Below are 23,437 nucleotides of genomic sequence, written 5' to 3' on the forward strand. Positions count from 1 at the left end.
TTTGCCATTTTTTCTCCTCCTTGTTAGTATTATCCTAAAGCCACATCAATAAACCGATATTTATTGTAGTATCATCATTAAATAATTGCTAAGGAAGTCAGCGGCTTTAAAAAATATTTATTTACTTTTGGTTATGTTTTATTATAGGTATTCCATAACCATTAAGGACGTAATAGTCGTTTCGCCAAGGAAACGATGCCGTGTGTTTCCATAGGAAAGCCATGAAAATTTGCAAATTCTTCCATCGAATTTATCTTTCATAGCATAGTCCCCATCAGTATATCATTTTACTATGTAGCAAATATTTATGTCAATAGAAATTTTATTCCTTTAAGTATTTCGAACTTCTAAGTATCTTTCCAGCTTTCGTTTTACCCTCTGTAGGGCATTATCAATAGACTTCACATGTCTCTTTAAATCTTTTGCAATTTCTTGATAGGATCTACCCTGTAAATACAGCATTAGAACCTTCCACTCAAGGTCGCTCAAAATTTCGCCAATTTTACCTTCTATATGACCCAGTTCTTCACGACAAATAATGAGCTCTTCAGGATCTGTAATTTTTTGCCCAGAAATTACATCTAAAAGAGTTCTATCAGACTCTTCGTCATATATTGGTTTATTCAATGATACATAGGAGTTAAGGGGTATATGCTTTTGCCTTGTGGCGGTTTTAATTGCCGTGATGATTTGTCTTGTTATACAAAGCTCTGCAAAGGCTTTAAAGGAGGATAGTTTGTCCGCCTTAAAGTCTCGGATGGCCTTGTATAATCCAATCATGCCTTCTTGTACAATATCCTCTCTATCAGCGCCAATTAAGAAATAGGATCTTGCCTTTGCCCTTACAAAATTCCTATATTTCTTTATTAGCATTTCCAAAGCTATCAGATCGCCATTTTTGGCATCCTCTACAATGGCCTCATCAGGTATATCTGTGCTTAACTCTATGATCTCTCTTTTAGCTATGCCAACTCCCACACACATCGCCTCCAACTATTTGTAAAATGCCCAAAAATTATGTTTATATTATACCTTATCAGATTATGTTAAGTCAAGGACTATCATGGCTTGCGTCGGAATTTTTCGATTTTTTCTAAAATTTCTATTTTTTTGCTTCCCGATAGCTGGTACTATGTATAATCCCTTTGGTTTCCCCCCTTACTTCTTCTTTAACCTACCGATTATCTATAATTATTTCCCCGTTTAGCCTAGCCCTTGGCCACCATCCGTTGTCGTAAAACCTCATACATTAATATGGCTGCCGCAACAGATGCATTAAGAGATTCAATTTTTCCAACCATAGGTAGTTTAACAAGAAAGTCACATTTTTCCTTAATTAGTCTAGATACTCCCTTACCTTCATTTCCTATAACTAATGCAATTGCACCCTTTAGATCCTGATTGAAGTGTTCCTTCTCTCCTGACATATCCGCCCCGGCCACCCACAACCCCTCTTCCTTTAGCTTATCAATGGTTTGGGCAATATTCGAAACCTTTGCCACCGGTACATATTCAATTGCTCCTGCAGAGGTTTTAGCAACCACAGCTGTAAGTCCAACAGATCTTCTTTTGGGAATGATGATACCATCGGCTCCAACTGCATCGGCGGTCCTCATGATGGAGCCCAGGTTATGGGGATCCATTATTTCATCTAGTATAATTACAAAGGGAGTTTTGCCTTTTTTCCTGGCACCTTCAAGAATCTCTTCAACAGTACTGTAATCATGGGCTGCAACATAAGCCATGATGCCCTGATGATTATTGGATTCAGCCAAGTCGTTGAGCTTCTGCCTTTCGACATATTGAACAGGTATCCCCTTATCCTTTGCATGGCCAATGATCTTCTTTACAGAGCCCTCTGTAGAACCTTTGGCTATCAAAATTTTATCAATTTCCCTATCGGATTTAAGGGCTTCCATAATGGGATTTCTGCCCTCCAGTTTATCTAGTGACATTGAAACACCTCCAAAGTACAATGTTTAATGAGTAATTACTAATGTTTAATTAGGGAATAAATTTGTACAGCAAATTTAAACAATAATTCAACATTTAACATTCAACATTTAACATTAAATTATTCTTGAACTCTATATTTTTCTCTTACTTCCTTAATCAATCCACAGGTCATGGCTCCCTCTGGGCATGGACCATTTAGACAATTGGGACCGCTATACTTAAATACAGTTGGAGCAACCTCCCTAACCAGCATCAGCATTTCCGTCGCCATATCTCTTATTTCCCATTGGGCCCTATTACAGCATCTATGGTGGAAGAAATTAAATAATGCTCTGGCATTCATTGTAACTACAATCTTCGTTTCGCAAGCATTAGGCAATACGTATCTTGCGTCTTCAATAGCTTTCTTTTCCGCCATCGATTTAGCCTTTTTCTCACTTTTAACCTCAGTAAGGAACTGTGGATAGTGCTTGTTAAATAAGATCTCTGCCAGCTGATCATAGGCCTTTTGCTGTTCTTCCATAGCTTTCATGTATATTGCCTTAGCTTCTGGGCTTTCCTCTATATCCGGTGGAATTATATAATCAAAGGAGCCCTCTGTTACGTATCTTTGGCTCTTTTGTGAATAGCTACTGCCTATTCTATGCCTTACCAATTGATGGGTTAAGCTTCTGGAAACCCCTTCTATTCCAAAGGTAAAGCTAATATGCTCAAAGGGTGATTCATGTCCCAGTCCAGCCAATTTATCAATAAAGGATTTTACACCTTCTTCATCTAAATCCTCTAGTAAGGCTCCAATGTCACTGGATGAATAACAAAGCTTTGCAGCGGCAGCGATGATTTTTTCTGGTTCTGGCGTATGGGTAATTAGAGTTACCTTGCATTTAGTGTTCATTTTCAACTCCCCCTTGAACTTTAAATTGTTTGTAAGGCAATATATGTAAAAAGTACACTCGGATGGTTGCTTCATATTTTCCTTCTAAAATTACCTCAGACCATTCCTCTTGAGAACCTTTTTTAAGAATGATTGTATCATCTCCCGAAGGGTCATGGCTTATATTTGTAATCCTAAAGGTTCTAATAGGTGGTTTCAACAACCCTTTATTGTTTTCTTGGGTTGCTTCCATTACAAAGTTATAATAGTCCAAGGCTTGTCCCTCCTGTGGTCCAATGGGGTCTAGCACAAGGGATTTTACAATTAGCAGGATCAAAAGTAAAAGGGTAGCCCCAACCATCAGTTTTGTTTGATTCCTCATACTCTTCCCCCCTATTTATTCAACTCTACATTGATTATATCAATAGACTTTTCCATCAATTCCTTTAATCGCTGAATCTTACCAGTATAATAAAGATAGCCTAAGAGGGCTTCAAATCCAGTTGCATATTTATAGTCTATTAACTCTGCGTTTTTGGGAACAGTTGCTGACTTTTGGTTTCTTCCTTTTTTTACAATAGCCCATTCCTCTTCATTTAGTTCCTTTTCAAGGGCATGTACAATTGTAGCCTGTGCCTTTGCCTTTACATACTTTGTTGCTTGCTTATGGAGCTGATGAACAGAGAAATTACCCCTACTTATGACATAATTCCTTATATAAACCTCAAATATGGAATCTCCCATATAAGCCAATACAAGGGGAGCCATCATTTTAACTTCTTTTTCATCCTTATCTGGAGTTGTGTTATTTATAGCATCTATTAAATCTGCCATTGGAAAACCTACCCTTCGGAAAACCAATGTTGAATGTTGAATTAGGAATGTTGAATGATGGATGAAATTTGCCTGCAAATTTCTACTTGAATTCACCATTTAACATTTAACATTTAACATTATGTCTTATCTATTTATTATATGTTATTCTACCCCAATTAGCAATTACAGTAGCATTACAGATATACAATCACAACCACCTACCTAGGAGATAGGTGGTTGCTGTTCTTTAATTCTATAGTTTCTTCCATTTAACACCCTGGGGAGTATCCTCTAGAACAATTCCCTTATCCTTCAGAATATCTCTAATTTCGTCAGCTCTTTTAAAGTTCTTCTCTTTTCTTGCCCTTTGCCGTTCTTCTATTAGTTCTTCCACTTCCCCTTCAAGATCTTGCCCTTCTTTGCTTAAAAGACCTAATACTCCACTTAGCTCCATCAGCATGGCATAGGCTCTTTCTAGAGCTTCTTTTGAGGGGCTCTCAGCAATGTTGGTATTGATAAATCTAACCATATCAAAAATTACTGAAATACCATCTGCTGTGTTAAAGTCATCATCCATCACCTCAATAAATCTCTTCTTATAATCTTCTAGCTCTTCAACCCATTCCCCCGAGCCTCCTGTGGCAGCAGAATTCTCCATTAAATGCTGAAGATTTTCCTTTGCATTATACAGCCTATCTAATCCATTTTGGGCTGCCTCAACAAGATCCTTGCTAAAATTCACGGGGTTACGATAATGGGCAGAAAACATAAAGAATCGAATAACCTCTAGATCATACTCCTGCGATATTTCCCTTGGTGTGAAGAAGTTATTTAAGGATTTAGACATTTTCTTATTGTCAACATTTAAATAGCCTACATGAAGCCAATAATTAGAAAATGGTTTTCCTATGGCAGCCTCTGATTGGGCAATTTCGTTTTCATGATGGGGAAATACCAAATCTCCACCTCCACCATGGATATCTATGGTTTCACCCAGATATTTTTTCACCATTGCAGAGCACTCAATATGCCATCCCGGCCTACCTAAACCCCATGGGCTATCCCAGCTAGGCTCTTGAGGTTTAGCAGATTTCCAAAGGACGAAGTCCAGTGGATTCTTCTTCTGCTCATTAACCTCTATTCTGGCCCCGGATTGTAGGTCTTCGATGCTTTGCTTGGAAAGCTTTCCATAACCATGAAACCTTTCAACATCAAAATAAACATCCCCATTGGCATAGTAGGCAAAGCCCTTATCTACAAGGCCCTTTATAAAGTCGATAATCTCTGGAATGTTTTCTGTAACCTTCGGATGAACATCTGCCCTCATGATTCCTAAGCTGTCGGCATCAAAAAAATATTCCTTTATATATTTTTCGCTAACCTCAGAAGCTGGAATGCCTTCTTTCTTTGCTTTAGCAATGATTTTATCATCAACGTCGGTAAAGTTTTGAACAAAGGTAACTTTATAGCCTCTATACTGGAAATACCGTCTTAATGCATCAAAAGTCATAAAGGTTCTGGCATTTCCAATGTGAAAGTAATTGTACACTGTAGGTCCACAAGCATACATCTTTACCTCACCGGGTACAATTGGTATAAACTCCTCCTTCTTTCTGGTAAGTGTATTAAATAGTTTCATCCTTATATCTCCTTTCTATATCCTTTAATCTTTCTTCAAGGGCAAAGAACTTCTTCCTTAAGCTGTGTAGTTCTTCAAATACTGGATCCGGTAGCTTTGTATGGTCTAGATCTATTCCCTTCTGTTGAAGCTTCATATTATCCTTAATAATAATTCTACCCGGCACCCCTACAACAGTACAGTTTGGTGGGACCTCCTTTAAAACCACCGAGCCTGCGCCAATTTTTGAGTTGTCTCCCACCTTAAAGGGGCCAAGGACCTTGGCTCCAGAGGAGATAACCACATTATCCCCTATGGTTGGATGACGTTTTCCCTTTTCCTTTCCTGTGCCTCCTAGGGTGGCTCCCTGATAAATTGTAACATTATCCCCTATTTCTGTAGTTTCTCCTATAACAACCCCCATACCATGGTCAATAAATAGTCTTTTACCTATTTTGGCTCCCGGGTGGATTTCTATGCCAGTAAGGAACCTGCCGATGTTGGATATAATCCTAGGCAGTATCACCCATCCTCTTTTATATAGACCATGGGATATTCTATGAATGACAATAGCATGAAGTCCCGGGTAGCATAGCAAAACCTCAAGGGTTTTCTTTGCGGCAGGATCCCTCTCAAATATTGCTCCTATATCCTCCTTGACAGTTCTAAAAAAACCGGCCATTTCCTTCATCCTTTCAATAAATTTAATAAGCAAAAAACCCGTCCCTAGTATCATCAATACTAGAGACGGGGTATCCGTGGTTCCACTCTAATTAAATGCTTTAAGCATTCCTCTTTCGGGATCGATAACGGGACCTACCGTTATGCTCTACTGAATTCAAGCAAAGGCTTCCAGGTGCATTTCAATCTATCGGTTATTAGGGTTACTTTCAGCCGGTGATAACCCCTCTCTATAACTCCGTGTAGATTTACTTCTCCTGTTCACAGCAATTAACCTATTAAGTTATCCTTTACATATTGTATGCGGGAAATTAAATTTTGTTTACCCAAAACCTTAATTACCATATTAATATCTGGGCCATGGGCTTTACCTGTGATGGCAACCCTTATGGGCTTAAATAGATTAGGCCCTTTGATTCCAGTTTCTTTTTGTATTTCTTTAAATACCCTCTTTCCAAAGTCTGAATCAATTTCCTCTGCAGCTTCAACCTTTTGTAAGAACACCTCCAGAAGCTGATTCATATGCTCAACCTTCAATAGCTCCTCTGCTTCTTCATCCTCAGGTTTAATTTCTGTCTTAAAGAAAATATCTACCTTTTTTGTAACTTCAGCTACGTAGGAAATGCTTTCCTTTAAAACTCCAACCATATCCTTTAGCCAATCATATTTAACTTCAACCTCTTCAGCCTTCACATAACCCTTTTCCACTAGATGAGGGATGGCTAAATCCGTTATTCTTTCTACTGGAGATTCCTTTATATAATGGGAGTTTACCCAATTTAACTTATTCACATCAAAAACCCCACCACTTTTTGATACACGCTCTAAAGAGAACTTCTCTTCAAGTTCGGCCATACTGAAGATTTCTTGATTATCCTCAGGACTCCATCCCACAAGGGCAATGTAATTCACCAACGCCTCTGGTAAATAGCCCTTTTTCATGAAATCCTCAACAGCAACGTCCCCTTGTCTCTTGCTGAGTTTCTTTTTATCAGCATTAAGAATGTTAGGTAGATGAACATACTGGGGAGAATTCCAACCGAAGGCCTCAAATAAATAAATATGTTTAGGGGTTGAAATCAACCATTCCTCTCCTCTAATAACATGAGTAATACCCATTAGATGGTCATCCACCACTACAGCAAAGTGGTAGGTGGGATAGCCATCGGCCTTAATTAAAACCTGGTCATCCATATCCTCTGTATTAACTGTTACAGTTCCTCTAACAATATCGTTAAAGGTAATATCTTTATTTTGAGGTAGCTTTAATCGAATAACATACTTTTCTCCTGCTGCTATTTTAATTGTAACCTCTTCTGGAGATAAGCCTTTACAGTGGCCATCATATTTAGATGTAAGGCCTGCTTCCTTTTGCTTTTCTCTAACCTCATCTAGTCTTTCCTTACTACAGAAGCAATGATAGGCATCTTTACTATCTAATAGCTTGTGGATATATTCTTGATAGATTGGAAGACGCTGAGACTGAACATAAGGTCCATAGTCTCCTTCTTCTGTAAGGATTTCTCCCTTTATAACCGCACCCTCATCATGGTGAATTCCTGCCCATGACATTGAAGAGAGCATACCTTCAATGGCTCCCTCAACAAATCGATTTTGGTCTGTATCTTCAATCCTTAATATGTATTTACCATTGTTTTTTCTAGCATATAAATAATTATAAAGAGCCGTCCTTAGGCTGCCAATATGAACATACCCGGTGGGGCTCGGTGCAAATCTCACTCTAACCGACATACCTCCACTCCTCCTATATCAAATTTTATAAGATATTATATCCTATTATTTACTACTTATCAAGGAGGAAGAAAAAAAGATTATAGATGAGAAATGAGATATTAATGAAAGGTTAAAAGTTGTAAATGAAAAGTTGTAAATGAAAATATAAAACTATGTACACAGAATAGTAAGTAATAGTGTACAGGGGGGGAAGCAAGGGTTCTGTTGCTTCCTCTCATCTATATGGTAGTTATAAAGATGCAATAGAAAGGATCCAGCAATATTGCTGAATCCTTTGTATAGCTCTATTCTAATCTTAATAAGCCTTTGCAAAGTAGGCCATTTTCTTGGCTGGCTTTCCGCAGAAGGGGCAGGTATCTCCTAATTTTTCTTGTTCAAAGGGAATACACCTTACCGTTACTCCCGTCTCCTCTTTAATCTTATCCTCACAGCTTCTTTCTTCACACCACATGGCCTTTACAAAGCCCTGTCTTGTAGCCATGATATCCTTCAGCTCTTCAAAGCTTTTAACGTAGTAGGTTTTTTCATCCCTCATTCTCTTTGCCTTAAGGAGCAGATTATTTTGAATGTCCTTAAGCCAGGTTTCCACAGCTTCAGATAGATTATCTAAGGACACAGCTTCCTTCTCAAGGGTATCCCTTCTAAATAGCATTGCTTGATTGTTTTCTATGTCCTTAGGACCTATTTCTATTCTTACTGGCACACCCTTCATTTCCCATTCATTAAACTTCCAACCTGGAGAATAGTTTTCTCTATCGTCTATTTCCACACGATGGTTCTTTTTAATTTCAGAGTATATTTCCATAGCCTTTTCCATGACTCCACCCTTGTGGCTGGCAATAGGTACGATTACTACCTCGACAGGAGCAATTTTAGGAGGCAACACCAAACCTCGATTGTCTCCATGGGCCATGATTACCCCACCAATTAATCTTGTAGATACACCCCAAGAGGTATGGTATGGATTTTTAAGTTCTCCATCCCTGTCTAGGTAGGTAATGTCAAAGGCCGTTGTAAAGTGCTGGGCTAAATTGTGGGAAGTTCCTGCTTGCAGGGCCTTTCCATCATGCATTAGAGCCTCCATGGTATAGGTGGCATGGGCACCAGCAAATTTTTCCTTATCGGATTTTTGTCCTATTACAACGGGAATAGCCAGAACATCTTCTGCCATTTCTTTGTAGATATTAAGCATCTGAATAGTTTCCTCTTGTGCTTCATCATAGGTTTCATGAAGGGTATGACCCTCCTGCCATAGGAATTCAGAGGTTCTTAAAAAGGGTCTGGTACTCTTCTCCCACCTTACCACACTACACCATTGGTTATAAAGGAAGGGAAGATCTCTGTAGGACTTTAACCATTTTGAATACATCTCACAAATAATGGTTTCTGAGGTTGGCCTAACACACAGCCTCTCAGCAAGCTCTTCCTTACCACCATGGGTTACCCAAGCTACCTCTGGTGCAAAGCCCTCAACGTGTTCTGCTTCCTTCTTTAGTAGACTTTCTGGAATTAGCAATGGAAAGTAGCAATTCTTATGACCAGTATCTTTAAACCTGCCGTCTAAAAACCTTTGAATATTTTCCCAAATGGCATAACCATAGGGCTTAATCACCATAAACCCCTTAACAGGCGAGTAGTCTACCAAATCTGTCTTTAAGATAACATCGGTATACCATTGAGCAAAATCCACCTCCATAGGGGTAATTTCACTTACAAATTGTTTATCCTTCTTGCCCATAATTAAAACTCCCTTCATTTCATTAATTATAAAAATTAAACAATCCCTCGTCTCTAATAATAGAGACGAGAGATTGTTCTTCCCGCGGTACCACTCTAGTTAACCCAATGGGTTCTCTTATAGGCTTTAACGGCGCCAACCGGAATAATCTACTTCCTTCAATCATCAACTCCGGAATGGGTTCAAATATTTGGTATAAAGGCCTCCCAGCCTAGGGCCCTCTCTCTAAAACACCTGAATATCCTACTATTTCCCTTCATGGTCTTTATCTATTCTTTTTTACTAGAATATACGAAAGGCTATGATATGTCAACAACTATTTGTTAATTATTAACTAATTACCAACACAAGATCTAGGAACGAAAAATTGCCGATTCTTTGTTGAACATATATTTTGCGAAAAATAGTGCTGCTATAACCAATAGGATGGATACCCCAAAGGTTATGACGATATGTAGGGGATTAATGATATCCACCAAGGCCTCCTTCATCAGCAGTATGGAATTTAATAGGGGTATAAAAAATAGATTCGTTGAAACGGTTCTAATTTCCATAAACATGGTTAGGTAGGCAGGGGCCATTAAAAATATCATTAGGGGACTCAGATAAGTTCCAGCCTCCTTATAGGATTTTGCAAAAACGCTTATAGCCAGCATCACTCCAGAAACAATCATGGCTATGGATAAAGAAACTCCTATTAGTATAACCAAAGATAAGGGAGATATTCTAATATCCATAGGCAATGCATTGGGGGATATCCTAGATGCTACAAAGAAACCCGTTATGGATGTTAAAACCCCTATTACAGAGGTTAATAGTATTGTTAAATATTTTCCTGTCAAAATAGACAGTCTACTGGCTCCAGTTGAAAGTAGGGGCTCTAGAGACATTCTTTCTTTTTCTCCTGCTCCAAGGTCTATTGCTGCAGGCATTCCACCAACAACAGGATACATCATCAGCAAAAAGGGCAGCAGGAAGGTAACAATCATTAAGGTAGGTCCCCCTTGAGATTCCTTACCCTCCACAACATAGGCCTCCCTTGATACTACCGTAGGCTGCAATACCTCTGGCCTAATCCCAAGCTTTTCTAGCCTTTGATTTCTTACTGCTTCACTATATTGGTAAATAACCCCCTCTACATTGGATACAGAATAGGTAGATTCGTTACTTATTTCATCATAAATCAACTTTATACCAGCAGGGGTTTCTTTTGCCAGCTTTTGTTGGAAATCTTCTTCTATTTCAACAATTACCTTGATTTCTCCAGCCTGCAGAGCAGCAAAGGGATCTTCTGCTTCAATAACCTCAACACCTTCTGCCCCTTTTAGATAATCAGCAATATCTGATTGTTGTTGAGAGATAATACTAATATTAATATCTTCCTGTAGGCTTTTCTCTAATTTGTTTTGACCCATACCCATTAAGTAAAACATTAAAGGCAATACCAAAACAGGAATTAAAACACTTGCTATCCATGTACGCTTATCACGGAAAAGATCCTTAATTTCTTTTTTAAATACGATTGAAACATGTTTATTCATTTTATTCACCCACCAATTCTACAAATAATTCTTCTACACTTTTTTGGTACTTATCAGTTAATTCAGTTATTGTACCAATTTCAATAATTTTGCCCTTATGGATAATCGCAACTCGATCACAAAGCTTTTCAACTTCAGACATAGTATGGCTAGAGAAAACCACCGTTTTCCCCTCTTCTTTACAACTGTTGATGAACTTATGTACCACCCTAGCAGCTGTTACATCCAAGCCTGAGGTGGGCTCGTCAAAAAGCATTATTTCGGGATTATGCACGATAGACCTTGCAAGGGCCACCTTTTGCTTCATTCCCTTCGAAAACTTCCCAGCTCTTCTATCAATATACTCATCCATTTCAAAAATCCTGGATAAATGATCAACTCTATCCTTTATGGAAGCACTATCCATATCATTTAGCTGGCCATAGTATTCTATGTTTTCTCTAGCAGTTAGTCTATCGTATATACCACTTTCGCCACCAAATAAAATACCAATTTTCTTCCTTACAGCTTCAGGATTATTCGCTACATTTATACCTCCTAAAACCACCTCGCCATCATCTGCCTTTAACATAGTGGCAAGAATCCTTAGGGTGGTTGTTTTCCCAGCCCCATTTTCTCCTAACAATCCTAGGATTTCCCCTTGATTCACATTAAAGCTTACATCCTTTAAGGCTTCAACATCCTTGAAGGATTTCTTTAATCCCTTTACATTTATCATCTCTAATTAAACCTCCTCTAAATCTAAATCTTCATAACTGTGGATACGGCTTGTGCTGCTATTCCCAAACCCTCTCCTGTAAAGCCTAATCCCTCTGTGGTGGTGGCCTTTACATTCACCTGATCTATAGTAACCTCCAATGTCTTGGCTATATTGGCCCTCATTTCTTCAACATATGGAGCCATTTTGGGCCTTTCAGCAATAATGGTTACATCTACATTATTTACGATATAGCCCTCTTCTTTAAGCAATCCCTTTACCATGTCCAGTAAGCTTATACTGCTGATGCCTTTATACTGATCATTAGTATCAGGAAAGTGTCTGCCTATATCCCCCATGGCTGCAGCCCCCAATAAACTATCCTTTAAGGCATGTAGCATAACATCTGCGTCGGAATGTCCTAAAAGACCCTTCTCATAGGGAATTTCAACACCCCCTAGAATAAGTTTTCTTCCTTCCACCAATCTATGAACATCATAGCCTATGCCCACTCTAATCATTACCTTCACCTCTTTTCATAATCAACATCTCAGCTATTAGCAAATCCTCTGGAGTAGTGATTTTAATGTTACTATAGCTTCCTTCAATTATACGAGGGTGATATCCAAGGCCTTCTATAATTGTTGAATCATCAGTAACTTCTTTGCTAAATTCAGTGTTGAAGCCTTCCTCCAACAACTTAACCTTAAAAGTTTGTGGTGTTTGAACTGCCCAAAGGCTTTTTCTATCCAAGGTTTTCTCCACTTGCATATTATTCACCAGTTTTATAGTATCCTTCACAGGGACTGCTGCTATTGCAGAGCCATACACTTCAGCTGTTTCAATACTCTTTTTTATAATATCTGTAGATACAAAGGGTCTTGCACCGTCATGAATTACAACAATATCACAGTCCTTTGGCAGGGCCTTAATTCCATTGGAAACAGAATCAAATCTTTCTTGTCCTCCTACGACAATTTCCACCACCTTAGAGTAAGTATACTTATCAACGATCTCTACTCTACATAGTTCTTCTTCACTTTCCCCCACCACGACAATAACCCCATCTATAACCTCACATTTTTCAAAGACTTCTAGAGTATGGGCCAGTATGGGTTTTCCTTTTAGTTCAATATATTGTTTGTTAATGTTGGTATCCATCCTCTTTCCCTTACCTGCTGCTACAATAATGCCATAGGTTTTTCTACTCATTTCATTACACCACCTATATTTTCTGGCTTTTAGATATGTATCGACAACCTTTATATCGCCAACCGTTATATCGTATATTGTAATATTATAAGAGTTCACAATAATTGTCAACAAAAATAATTTAACGATTTCTTCATAATTTCATATTTAACGATGAAGACATGGGAAATTACCTCTGTGGCATCTATCCCAGGCAAATAGACAAGAACAAAAGCATTTCATGCGTTAATTTTCTATGGTTAAAATGCTTTTGTTTTCCAGGGAACCCATGTGTTCCCTAGGACGTTTCCTTTTCGGTCGCCTCACCGTCTCGGCGCCGTTCGTGTCATAGTGCCACTTATTCGTGACACAACTCACCTCTCCTTACTTTAATAAGGGGGAACCCCCCCTTAACAACCTCCCATTTCATAGGACTTAAAACGAACTTTTCCTATGAAATCAAAAAGCCTTCTAACGACATTCGTCATAGAAGGCTTGATCATTTAATATGGTTATGAGGCCGATTTGTCCATTAAAGATTTTGGTTTTGCAAATATCATTCTTCCCGCTGCTGTCTGCAGTACACTGGTTACCAATACATCTATATTCTTACCAATAAACTTCTTACCGCTGTCAACTACGATCATTGTTCCATCATCTAGATAAGCTAAACCTTGCCCAGACTCTTTACCATCCTTTATTACCTGAACGATCATTTCTTCCCCTGGCAAAACAATTGGTTTTACCGCATTAGCCAGTTCATTAATGTTTAGTACCGGTACCCCCTGAAACTCTGCTACCTTATTTAAGTTAAAGTCGTTGGTTAATACCTTTCCATCTAGTACCTGGGCTAGCTTCAGTAACTTGGTATCCACCTCAGACAAATCTTCAAAATCCTTCTCAAATATTCTTACCTCAATATCTAATTCCTTTTGGATTTTGTTTAGTATATCCAATCCTCTCCGGCCTCTATTCCTTTTTAAGGAATCTGAGGAATCAGCAATATGCCTTAACTCTTCAAGGACAAAGGATGGAATTATTAAGGGTCCCTCTACAAAACCAGTTTTGCATATATCAGCTATTCTACCATCAATTATCACACTGGTATCAAGGATCTTAGGCAACACCTTTCCTTCTTTTTTACCCGATTTCTCCTTTTGAGAGTTTTTCTTGAATATGGCTTGTAAATTAGTAAGCTCATCTATTTTTTTAGTTGCAATGGAAACTCCTAAATAAGCCATGAAAATGTAGAGAGCTGCAGATATAATCTCTCCCACAAAGGGTATTGGAAAGTTATTCAGCAATCCGCTCACCAGATATGCTATTATCAGTCCGAAGGTAAGACCTATGGATCCCAGTACAATATTAATTACTGGTACATTAGCTAACTCTCGTTCGATCCAATTGGCTAAACCCCTACCTTTGTTGATAAGCCATGGGGACAACATGAATAATAACAGTCCACTTAAAAAAGAAGAAATGATAATTCCAATAATATAAGTTGCAAAGTTTCCTTTAATACCTTCGAGGGCAAAAACACTCGTAGTATATACAAATAGAGCCACTCCCAGTAGCGCTCCAAGTACAGCAATTACTACTCTAATAATCCTATTGATCATTAAACCACCTCCTATCAATCATTATGCCCCATTTCATGCTTTTTAAAAAGATAATTTACTGTTTTTATAAAATTTGTCTACACTACCTAGTATATCAATAATATTACACGTTTAAAATACCCATCATTTTATAGAAGGGTATTTTATACTTTATTTTATTGCTCTTTCCATAGTAGCCAAAACTTCTTCTTCTGACATGTCGGTGGCCAAGATGATTTCACTCAAAAGAATTTGACGAGCATTATTCAAAATCTTTCGTTCACCAGTGGACAAGGATTTTTCTCTATCCCTTAAAACAAGATTTTTTACCACCTCTGCAACTTCGAAAATATCGCCTGTTTTTAATCGATCCATATTAGCTCTATATCTTCTATTCCAGTTTTGAGGCATATTTGTTTCATCAGCTTCCAGAACCTGGATTACCTGTTGAACTTCCTCCTGAGTGATAACCTGTCTAATACCTATACCGTCAATGGTGTCCAGTGGAATCATTACCCTCATATCATCTAGAGGCATTTTCATAATATAATACTTTCTTTTAACCCCTAATATTTCTTTTTCTTCTATGGCTTCAATAATTCCAGCCCCATGCATAGGGTAGACAATTTTGTCGCCAATATTATAGTACATTGACATTTTAAAACCTCCCAAAAACGGCCTTATGAGATATAGTATACACTACAAATGGCTAAATGTCAAACAAATTATTAATTTTATCACATACTATTGCCCTTTGTCAATTAGTTTTTTGTCTGCCCTTCAGATAGAGTTTTCTCTAATATTTTCCTGATAATTTAAAGGCAATAAAAAAATTCTTCTGCAATTGACAAGGGAAACTTCATAAAAGTATAATAGTAATAGAATAAACAATCAAACCTCAAGGAGATGGCTTTATGAAAAACTTTACTATACAAGAGTATCAAGCTCAGGTTGATGATGTCCTTGTTAGACACAGAAGTATATTAGATATTCTAACAAAGCTTCAGGAAAGTACGGCTAAGGTAAATAGGGCTGTTGCAAAATCTGCCACTTATTGTGGTTGCGTGAAAATCAATGTAGAAAAGCAGGCCGTTCCGGAGGATACATCCTACTCTCAGCTTAAGAACTATATGAAGGAGCACATAGATGGTAACCTATGTGACATTTGTAGAGAAAAGGTTGAGGCCGAGTTATCTGCTAATATTTTTTATTTCACAACCCTATGTAATGCCTTTAAAATTGATGTTGGAGAGTTAATTACCAAACATCATGAACAGCTAAAAACCTTAGGAAAATATGGATTGTTATAGAATCAAAGCTTGGGATCAGAACCCCAAGCTTTTTTAATGACAAATGCTGAATGTTGAATGTTGAATTGTTGTTTAATTTGCAAGGCAAATGTCATAGCTAAGCTATTTACAGAACAAGGAAGTAAGAAATCTCTCAATTCATCAATGATTATAAAATAAATGTAATGAATTATCGATTTCTAACTAAGCGACTAACACAAATCAAAGATTTGGTTATCTGCTTATACTCATTAAACATTTATCCTATATATGTCTCCCCAGCATTATCTGCTCCTGAAGTCGCCGTAAGCCTTCTCTAATGGCTCTAGCTCTAACTTCACCAATACCCTCTACATCATCGAGTTTTTCAATCGTAGCCTTAAGGATATTTTGAAAGCTTTTAAACTCCTTGATGAGATTTTCTATAACACTGTAGGGTAATCTAGGGATTTTATTTAGGATTCTGTAGCCCTTTGGATTAAGGGTTTTATCTAGGGTAGTAATCCCACCATCAAAGCCTAAGGCCTTTGCAATAACCGATAAGTCCAATAACTCCTCTGAAGACATCGACTTAATCTCTTTAATAATTCCATCAGTACCAATCTCTTTATTTATGTTATAATCGTGAATTACATAGCGTCCATCCTCTTTTACATTGGCAATCAATTCCTCTAGCTGCATACTAATTAGCCTTCCTTCATTCCCCAGCTCACAAATAAACTTCTCTATTTCGGAGGTTATTCTCATAACCAATTCAGTTCTCTGCAGGACTGTTACCACATCATAAACCGTAACTAAATCTTCATATTCTAAGGCACTTAGATGATTCATGCTCTGATCTAAAACAGCCTTATACTTCTCTAGGGTTTGTATGGCTTGATTGGCCTTATTAAATATCCTGCTGGTATCTTGAACGATATACCTTTGATAGCCTTGATAAAGGGTTATAACATTCCTTCTTTGGGATATGGATATAACCACCTCCCCGGTTTCCTTCGCTACCCTATCGGCTATTCTATGTCTAATCCCCGTTTCTGCCGTAGGGATAGATGAACTAGGTATTAGTTGAGCATTGGCATATAGAATCCGTTTTATATCATGACTTAAAATGATGGCTCCATCCATCTTACTTAACTCATATAAATAATGAGGGGAAAATTCCACATCTATAGAAAATCCTCCATCAACCATTTTCATTACTCGTTCTCTGTCACCTATCACTATAAGGGCACCCATTCTTCCCATCAATATGTTCTCTAAGCCTTCCCTCAAGGGAGTACCGGGAGATATTAGTTTTATGGTATCCAATAACTGTTTTTGCTTTTTTTCATCTTCTCCCACTTTAATCCCTCCTCCATTATTTTGTATATTCATCTAGTTTTATACATTTTATATTATACATCTATTTGAGATAATGCCACCTGTATATTTTCTACACTGATGACTTTAATTGTATTGTTAATATTCTGGACTTTACTATTTCTTGGTACAATACATTTACTAAAGCCCATCTTTTCTGCCTCTTTTATCATCTTTTCAAGCTGAGGGACACTTCTGATATCGGCGGTTAAGCTGATTTCCCCCACTGCCATTAGATTTTTTGTTGGCAATTGAATTCCTCTATAGCTGGAGTAGATGGCCATGGCCATACCTAAATCGCTGCAGGTACCCTCAAGCTTCAAGCCTCCCACCACATTTACATAAATATCATAATTGATTAAAGGAAGACCCATCTTCTTTTCTAGAACGGCTATAATCAAATTCAACCTATTGAGATCTACCCCCACTGCTGTCCTCCTTGGAAAACCTGTATTGGTGGGTGTAACCAGTGCCTGAAGCTCCACCAGGAGGGGTCTTGTACCTTCTATAGTAGCCACGACTACAGCTCCTTCAGCCTCCTTTGATAGAGATTCTAGTAGCATGGCAGAGGGGTTGGATACCTCCACTAAGCCCACTTCCTTCATTTCAAAGACTCCTATTTCGCTGGTGGTTCCAAAACGATTCTTGAGGGCCCTTAAAATTCTGAATTCCTGGCTACGCTCTCCTTCAAAATGGAGGACAGTATCCACCATGTGCTCTAAAACCCTAGGGCCCGCCAGATCTCCTTGTTTTGTAACATGGGCTACTAAGAAGAGGGGGATATTGGTGGACTTTCCAATCCTCATTAAATTGTTAACACATTCCTTCACCTGTGAAACACTGCCTGGAGCAGAGGAAAGCTCTTCATTAAATAGAGTTTGAACAGAATCAATTATTACAAAAGCTGGTGATAACTGACTTATGTATTCTTCTACTATTTTAATATTGGTCTCCGATACTAAATAGAGCTTTTCCGCCATAGAATTTAATCGTTCAGCTCTAATTTTTATTTGCTCCTCCGATTCTTCCCCCGATACATATAATACAGTTCCATATTTATCTGCAATGGCGCTGCCAGCTTGAAGAATCAAGGTAGACTTACCGATTCCTGGTTCTCCTGAAATCAGGGTTAATGATCCCTTAACCAGGCCACCTCCTAAAACTCTATTAAGCTCCCCTATTGTGGTGTCGTATCTTTCAAAGGTTCCTGATTTTACTTCCTTAACTGGTATAGGTCTATTCCCAGAAGAGGTGGTGGTAGCCCGTGAATAGGTGGTCTTAGTTGTTAGCTCCTCCTCCATAGAATTCCATTGTTGACAGCCAGGACACCTACCTAACCATTTGGGGCTTTCATATCCACATTCCTGACAGATAAATTTACTTTTGATTTTTGCCATAAAATCACCTGCTTTATATTATTATTACTATATTTTTCTATTTTAACATAAAATCTAATAATATAATATAAAACAGATATACCCCATTTCTGAGTATATCTGTTTTGAAATTTATTCTACTCTTACCTTTGGCTTTACAATTAACTCCTCTTCTTCCATATCAATTATTACATCGTCGCCTTCCTTTAGTGTACCCCTTAAGAACTCCTCCGACAATCGATCTTCAACCATTTTTTGGAGGGCTCTCTTCAGTGGTCTTGCTCCAAATTGTGGATCATAGCCTTTATCTGCTATATATTCCTTTGCCTTTTCCTCTATTTCTAGAGTAATAAATAAACCCTTTAGTCTATTATTAAGATTTTCTAAAAGGAGATCAATAATTTTACCAATATGAGAACGATCTAAGGAATGGAAAACAATAATGTCGTCTATTCTATTTAGAAACTCAGGTCTAAAGGTTCTCCTAAGCTCCTCCATTACATTTTCCTTCATTTTTTGATATTCACTGTTGGCAGCATCATCTTCCCTTGCAATGAAGCCTAAGGTTCTTTGTTTCTTTATGGTATGGGCCCCTACATTGGAGGTCATTATCACAACAGTGTTCTTGAAATCCACTGTTTTCCCCTTAGAATCCGTAAGTCTACCATCATCCAATATTTGTAGAAGTACGTTAAACACATCGGGGTGGGCCTTCTCAACCTCATCAAAAAGAATTACTGAGTAGGGCTTTCTTCTAACCTTTTCAGTTAACTGTCCTCCCTCATCATGGCCTATATAACCTGGAGGAGAACCAATTAGCCTTGAAACAGTGTGTTTTTCCATATACTCCGACATATCAATTCTAATCATGGCGTTTTCATCACCAAACATCGCTTCAGCTAGGGCCCTTGATAACTCAGTTTTACCTACCCCTGTAGGCCCTAAAAATACAAAGGAGCCAACAGGTCGTTTGGGATCCTTTAATCCAACCCTTGCCCTTCTTATAGCCTTTGCTACAGATTCTACTGCTTCTTCCTGTCCGATAACTCTGTTATGAAGGATCTCCTCCAGCTTAAGAAGCCTATCAGCTTCCTCCTGTTGGAGCTTATTAACAGGTATATCAGTCCAGCTAGAAACAATGGATGCAATTTCTTCGGGACCAACAATGGTTTGAACTGACTGGCTATCATTTTTCCATGATTGCTTCCGTCGTTCCAATTCATCCTTTACCTTTTTTTCTTCATCTCTAATCCTTGCAGCCCTTTCAAAGTCCTGCACACTGACAGCCTCCTCCTTTTCCTTGGAAAGCTGTTCTATGCGTTCCTCTAAATCCTTTAAATCTGGTGGTGCTGTTATGGTTTGTAGTCTGATTTTAGATGAAGCTTCATCGATTAAATCGATGGCCTTATCCGGCAAAAATCTATCAGTAATATACCTGTGGGATAGCTCAGCAGCAGCCCTTAAGGCATCATCTGTAATTTTAACCCTATGATGGGCCTCATATTTATCCCTTAAACCTTCAAGAATCATGATGGTATCCTCAACATTGGGCTCCTCTATGGTTATAGGCTGGAATCTTCGCTCCAATGCAGAATCCTTTTCAATATGCTTTCTATACTCATCCATAGTGGTTGCACCAATGGCCTGCAGTTCTCCTCTAGCTAGAGCTGGCTTTAGGATATTTGATGCGTCTATGGCTCCTTCTGCAGCTCCAGCTCCGATAATGGTATGGATTTCATCAATAAAAAGAATCACATCTCCAGCAGCTCTTAACTCCTCCATCACCTTTTTTAAACGATCCTCAAATTCCCCTCTATATTTGGCGCCAGCCACCATAGATGCTAAATCTATAGTTACAACCCTTTTATCCTTTAATATTTCTGGCACATTACCTTCTACAATTTTTTGTGCTAAACCTTCAGCTACTGCGGTTTTTCCAACTCCCGGTTCACCAATTAAGCAGGGATTATTTTTGGTTCTTCTACTAAGGACCTGTATAACCCTCTCAATTTCCTTTGTCCTTCCAATTACCGGATCTAGCTTACCCTCCTCGGCCATATTGTTTAGGTCTCTACTAAACTTATCTAAGGTAGGAGTAGAATTTTTCTTCTTACCTACAGCATTGCCTCCTTGCGGGCTTCCAGCATCCAAAAGCTTTAGAACTTCATCCCGAATACTCTGTAGATTTAAGCCCTCTGCCAGAAGTATTTTACTGGCTATGCCTTCACCCTCTCTTGTGATGGCCAATAAAAGATGTTCAGTACCTACATAGTTATGTCCAAGGTTTCTAGCTTCTGCTAAGCTTAATTCAAAAAGCCTTTTGGTTCTTGGTGTAAAGCCTAGTAATTCTCCTTTATGATCTCCGCCTCCAACGGTGGCCAATACCTTTTCCATTAAGCCTTGAAGGTTTATGCCTAGCTTATTTAAAACCTGTGCTGCTATTCCTTCACCTTCCTTTATTAAACCTAGCAATAAATGCTCCGTTCCAACATAATTATGACCCATTTCTTGGGCAAGCTGTTGGGAAAAAACCACAGCTTTTTGTGCTCTTTCAGTAAATCTTCCAAATGCAGACATCAACTACACCTCCAATATTTATATAGTCATTCTAATAATCTCTGCCCTCTTGATGTCCCTTTCAACTTCAGTTAATTCACACTGATAATGCTTTTGTAAATATCCAACCTGTATTCGAGTCATCAAATGATTTAAGCTTTCAAGGCTTACCTCCTTTATTAAACTCAAAACGATACCCAACTTAATATCGGATATAAGCTTCATAGCTTCATTTACAGAGATCATACGGGCGTTCTTTAATACTCCAAAGGAGCGAAAGACCTTATCCTCAAGCTCGATCTTCTTCTCCTTTAGCAGATTTTCTCTAATAAGTCTTTCCTTTTGAATAATCTGAATAACAACATCCTTTAGATTATGAATGGTTTCCTCCTCCGTCGAACCTAAAGTGGTTTGGTTAGAAACCTGGAAAATATTGCCTAAAAATTCCGTTCCCTCTCCATAAATTCCCCTAACAGCAATACCAATCTGACTTGATGCATGTAGAATATTTTTAATATATCCTGTCATATTAAGGGCTGGTAGATGCATCATTATAGATACTCTAATTCCAGTTCCTAAATTGGTTGGACATGCAGTTAGATAACCTAAATCTTCATCAAAGGCATATTTTATTTGCTCCTCAATGAGATCGTCTATTTTATCAGCAACATTCCATGCATTTTCCAGTTGGAATCCCGGCAATAAAGATTGAATTCTAATGTGATCCTCTTCATTAATTAGTATTGCAATGGTTTCATCCTTATTGATCAACAAACTGCCGGAGGCTGTATTTTTGGCTATATCAGGACTTATTAGATGCTTTTCTACATAATTTAACCTCTCAATTCCATCCAAATCCTTCATATAAACTAATTTAAAATCCTCTTTTAAACTCTCGTTTCCTCCGATAACCGAGTTATAGACTCTATCAGTAATATCCTTTGCCATTTTTTCTTGAAGCTTATTGGGAAAAGGAAAACCTTCGACATTCCTAGCAATTCTTATCCTGCTGCTGATAACTATATCAGATTCTGGTCCTGCTTCAGTTAACCATCTAGGCATAATCCACACCCCCTTATTTACGAATTTCTTCTTCTATTCTATGAATCTCATCCCTTAAGACTGCTGCCTCCTCAAAGGCCTCTTGGTCAATGGCCTTCTGAAGCTTTTGCTTAAGTTCTTGTAGCTGCTTCCTAAGGTGAATAATGCCTCCACAGCGTTTGGGAACCTTTCCAATATGCTTAGTATTACCATGAATTCTTCTAACTAACGGCTTTAATTTTTCTTTATATATCTGATAGCATTCATCGCATCCAAGCCTACCATTTTGCTTGAATTCTCTGAAGGTGGATCCACAATGATTACATTTTAATACCTCATCATAACCTTTAACAATTCCCGAGCCCATCCCTGCATCTAGTAAGTTGGCTAGGAAATTGGGTATTGTAAAGTTCTTTTCGATACTTACATCTTTATTTCTTGCACATACCTCGCAGAGGTGAAGCTCCTCCTTCTTTCCTTGGACAATTTTTGACATATGCACCACTGCATTTCTTTTCTTACACTCATCACACAACATAGATATCCCTCCTAGGATAGAAGAGTAGCCAATATATTTTTTAATATACCAGCCCTTATTTGATCCTTCATATTAATGGGAGAAAGGATGGCAGAATCATCTATAGCCGCCCTCATAATTTCTGTTTCTCTGTGGCTAATAACACCACGTTCCTTCAGAGTTTGAACGATTCTTGCTCCTTGACTTTTCGTTAGGCTATTTCCTATTTCCTTAGTAATAATATGGTACATATATTGGCTTTGATTCATTAATAACTGGGTAACTTTTATATAGCCTCCACCACCCCTTTGACTTTCTGTTGTATAACCCTGTTGCAGAGTAAATCTTGTCATTAGAACATAGTTTATCTGGGAGGGAGAGCAATCAAAATACTTAGCCATTTCATTCCTTTGAATTTCAATAGCATTGTTGTTGCTTTCTCTTATAAGCTCTTTAATAAATTCCTCAATAATGTCACTGATTCTAGCCATAGCATCACCCCTTTTGACCTTCTTTGACTTTTATTATACACCAATAAAAAATTTTTGCAAATCACTTTTTATTAAAATAATTCCACAAAAATCATTAATTTAAACATATGTATAAACTATAAATTGAAGGTTGAAAATTGGAGTTGAAAATTCATGACTAAAATAACACCTTAAAATATTTAAGATATTAATTTCCACAGTTTTCTATAAAAACTTTTCATCTCTATAAAGAACAAAAGCATTTCATGCGTTAATTCTGTATGGTTAAAATGCTTTTGTTTTCCAGAGAACCCATGCGTTCTCTAGGACACTTCGTTGTACTCTCCTTACTTTAATAAGGGGG

The 23,437-nt window shown here is 38.0% G+C and carries 22 protein-coding genes and 2 other annotated features; of the genes, 1 reads left to right on the forward strand and 21 read right to left on the reverse strand.

The features are described from left to right. Positions 1 to 330: 330 nt before the first annotated feature. The 15 genes from sigH to F8153_RS02540 all read right to left on the reverse strand — a co-directional run bounded on the left by sigH (position 331) and on the right by F8153_RS02540 (position 15,122). Positions 331 to 966, reverse strand: coding sequence for an RNA polymerase sporulation sigma factor SigH (gene sigH, locus F8153_RS02470; RefSeq protein WP_456298090.1), 636 nt, complete (start codon positions 964 to 966; stop codon positions 331 to 333). A gap of 242 nt (positions 967 to 1,208) precedes the next feature. Then, the gene (rlmB, locus tag F8153_RS02475) at positions 1,209 to 1,955 is read right to left on the reverse strand and encodes a 23S rRNA (guanosine(2251)-2'-O)-methyltransferase RlmB (RefSeq protein ID WP_151864775.1); all 747 of its coding nucleotides are present in this window, start codon (positions 1,953 to 1,955) and stop codon (positions 1,209 to 1,211) included. A 119-nt stretch (positions 1,956 to 2,074) separates the two neighbouring features. Further along, positions 2,075 to 2,851 (reverse strand): FAD-dependent thymidylate synthase, encoded by a 777-nt coding sequence (thyX, locus tag F8153_RS02480; RefSeq protein ID WP_151864776.1) that lies wholly within the window; start codon positions 2,849 to 2,851, stop codon positions 2,075 to 2,077. After that, entirely contained in the window at positions 2,841 to 3,212 is a 372-nt protein-coding gene (locus F8153_RS02485) for a hypothetical protein (protein WP_151864777.1), read from the reverse strand. The genes thyX and F8153_RS02485 overlap by 11 nt, the downstream gene beginning before the upstream one ends. Before the next feature lie 11 nt (positions 3,213 to 3,223). Next, complete coding sequence (locus tag F8153_RS02490) at positions 3,224 to 3,664, reverse strand: Mini-ribonuclease 3 (RefSeq protein WP_151864778.1); 441 nt, start codon at positions 3,662 to 3,664, stop codon at positions 3,224 to 3,226. Between the two features lie 235 nt (positions 3,665 to 3,899). After that, positions 3,900 to 5,285: a cysteine--tRNA ligase gene (gene cysS, locus F8153_RS02495; protein ID WP_151864779.1), complete on the reverse strand. Its 1,386-nt coding sequence runs from the start codon at positions 5,283 to 5,285 to the stop codon at positions 3,900 to 3,902. Continuing rightward, positions 5,272 to 6,000, reverse strand: coding sequence for a serine O-acetyltransferase (cysE, locus tag F8153_RS02500; RefSeq protein WP_456298089.1), 729 nt, complete (start codon positions 5,998 to 6,000; stop codon positions 5,272 to 5,274). Before cysE ends, cysS begins: the two co-directional genes overlap by 14 nt. A gap of 4 nt (positions 6,001 to 6,004) precedes the next feature. Next, positions 6,005 to 6,219: a binding site (T-box leader), on the reverse strand. Continuing rightward, entirely contained in the window at positions 6,216 to 7,697 is a 1,482-nt protein-coding gene (gltX, locus tag F8153_RS02505) for a glutamate--tRNA ligase (protein ID WP_151864781.1), read from the reverse strand. It overlaps the preceding feature by 4 nt. A 298-nt stretch (positions 7,698 to 7,995) precedes the next feature. Next, positions 7,996 to 9,438: a proline--tRNA ligase gene (gene proS / locus F8153_RS02510; RefSeq protein WP_151864782.1), complete on the reverse strand. Its 1,443-nt coding sequence runs from the start codon at positions 9,436 to 9,438 to the stop codon at positions 7,996 to 7,998. A gap of 58 nt (positions 9,439 to 9,496) precedes the next feature. Next, positions 9,497 to 9,707, reverse strand: a binding site (T-box leader). A gap of 84 nt (positions 9,708 to 9,791) precedes the next feature. Further along, positions 9,792 to 10,979, reverse strand: a complete 1,188-nt coding sequence (locus F8153_RS02515; RefSeq protein WP_151864783.1) for an ABC transporter permease — start codon at positions 10,977 to 10,979, stop codon at positions 9,792 to 9,794. 1 nt (position 10,980) lies between these two features. Next, entirely contained in the window at positions 10,981 to 11,697 is a 717-nt protein-coding gene (locus F8153_RS02520) for an ABC transporter ATP-binding protein (RefSeq protein ID WP_151864784.1), read from the reverse strand. Between the two features lie 23 nt (positions 11,698 to 11,720). Then, positions 11,721 to 12,194: a 2-C-methyl-D-erythritol 2,4-cyclodiphosphate synthase gene (ispF, locus tag F8153_RS02525; protein WP_151864794.1), complete on the reverse strand. Its 474-nt coding sequence runs from the start codon at positions 12,192 to 12,194 to the stop codon at positions 11,721 to 11,723. Continuing rightward, positions 12,190 to 12,888, reverse strand: coding sequence for a 2-C-methyl-D-erythritol 4-phosphate cytidylyltransferase (locus F8153_RS02530; RefSeq protein ID WP_151864785.1), 699 nt, complete (start codon positions 12,886 to 12,888; stop codon positions 12,190 to 12,192). The genes ispF and F8153_RS02530 overlap by 5 nt, the downstream gene beginning before the upstream one ends. Positions 12,889 to 13,379: 491 nt before the next feature. Next, a complete protein-coding gene (locus F8153_RS02535) occupies positions 13,380 to 14,486 on the reverse strand; it encodes a PIN/TRAM domain-containing protein (protein ID WP_151864786.1) in 1,107 nt (368 codons plus the stop codon). Between the two features lie 150 nt (positions 14,487 to 14,636). Continuing rightward, on the reverse strand, positions 14,637 to 15,122 hold the full coding sequence (locus tag F8153_RS02540; protein WP_243136873.1) for a CarD family transcriptional regulator: 486 nt from the start codon (positions 15,120 to 15,122) through the stop codon (positions 14,637 to 14,639). Between the two features lie 257 nt (positions 15,123 to 15,379). On the opposite strand from F8153_RS02540, the gene F8153_RS02545 reads away from it, so the two are divergent. Further along, positions 15,380 to 15,775, forward strand: coding sequence for a DUF1573 domain-containing protein (locus tag F8153_RS02545; RefSeq protein WP_151864787.1), 396 nt, complete (start codon positions 15,380 to 15,382; stop codon positions 15,773 to 15,775). A 243-nt stretch (positions 15,776 to 16,018) separates the two neighbouring features. Here F8153_RS02545 and disA read toward each other — a convergent pair whose 3' ends face one another. The 6 genes from disA to F8153_RS02575 all read right to left on the reverse strand — a co-directional run bounded on the left by disA (position 16,019) and on the right by F8153_RS02575 (position 23,094). After that, entirely contained in the window at positions 16,019 to 17,095 is a 1,077-nt protein-coding gene (gene disA / locus F8153_RS02550) for a DNA integrity scanning diadenylate cyclase DisA (protein ID WP_243136874.1), read from the reverse strand. A gap of 53 nt (positions 17,096 to 17,148) precedes the next feature. After that, positions 17,149 to 18,510 (reverse strand): DNA repair protein RadA, encoded by a 1,362-nt coding sequence (gene radA / locus F8153_RS02555; protein ID WP_151864789.1) that lies wholly within the window; start codon positions 18,508 to 18,510, stop codon positions 17,149 to 17,151. 111 nt (positions 18,511 to 18,621) lie between these two features. Continuing rightward, positions 18,622 to 21,066, reverse strand: a complete 2,445-nt coding sequence (locus tag F8153_RS02560; protein ID WP_151864790.1) for an ATP-dependent Clp protease ATP-binding subunit — start codon at positions 21,064 to 21,066, stop codon at positions 18,622 to 18,624. A gap of 18 nt (positions 21,067 to 21,084) precedes the next feature. Continuing rightward, positions 21,085 to 22,107 carry a protein arginine kinase gene (locus tag F8153_RS02565; protein WP_151864791.1) on the reverse strand — a complete coding sequence of 341 codons (1,023 nt, stop codon included), beginning with the start codon at positions 22,105 to 22,107 and terminating at the stop codon, positions 21,085 to 21,087. A 13-nt stretch (positions 22,108 to 22,120) separates the two neighbouring features. Beyond that, the gene (locus F8153_RS02570; protein WP_151864792.1) at positions 22,121 to 22,624 is read right to left on the reverse strand and encodes a UvrB/UvrC motif-containing protein; all 504 of its coding nucleotides are present in this window, start codon (positions 22,622 to 22,624) and stop codon (positions 22,121 to 22,123) included. Between the two features lie 11 nt (positions 22,625 to 22,635). Next, positions 22,636 to 23,094, reverse strand: coding sequence for a CtsR family transcriptional regulator (locus F8153_RS02575; RefSeq protein ID WP_151864793.1), 459 nt, complete (start codon positions 23,092 to 23,094; stop codon positions 22,636 to 22,638). Between the last annotated feature and the right edge of the window lie 343 nt (positions 23,095 to 23,437).

This window comes from Alkaliphilus serpentinus (assembly GCF_009017255.1).
In the GTDB taxonomy this organism is placed as follows: Bacteria; Bacillota; Clostridia; order Peptostreptococcales; family Natronincolaceae; genus Alkaliphilus_D; species Alkaliphilus_D serpentinus.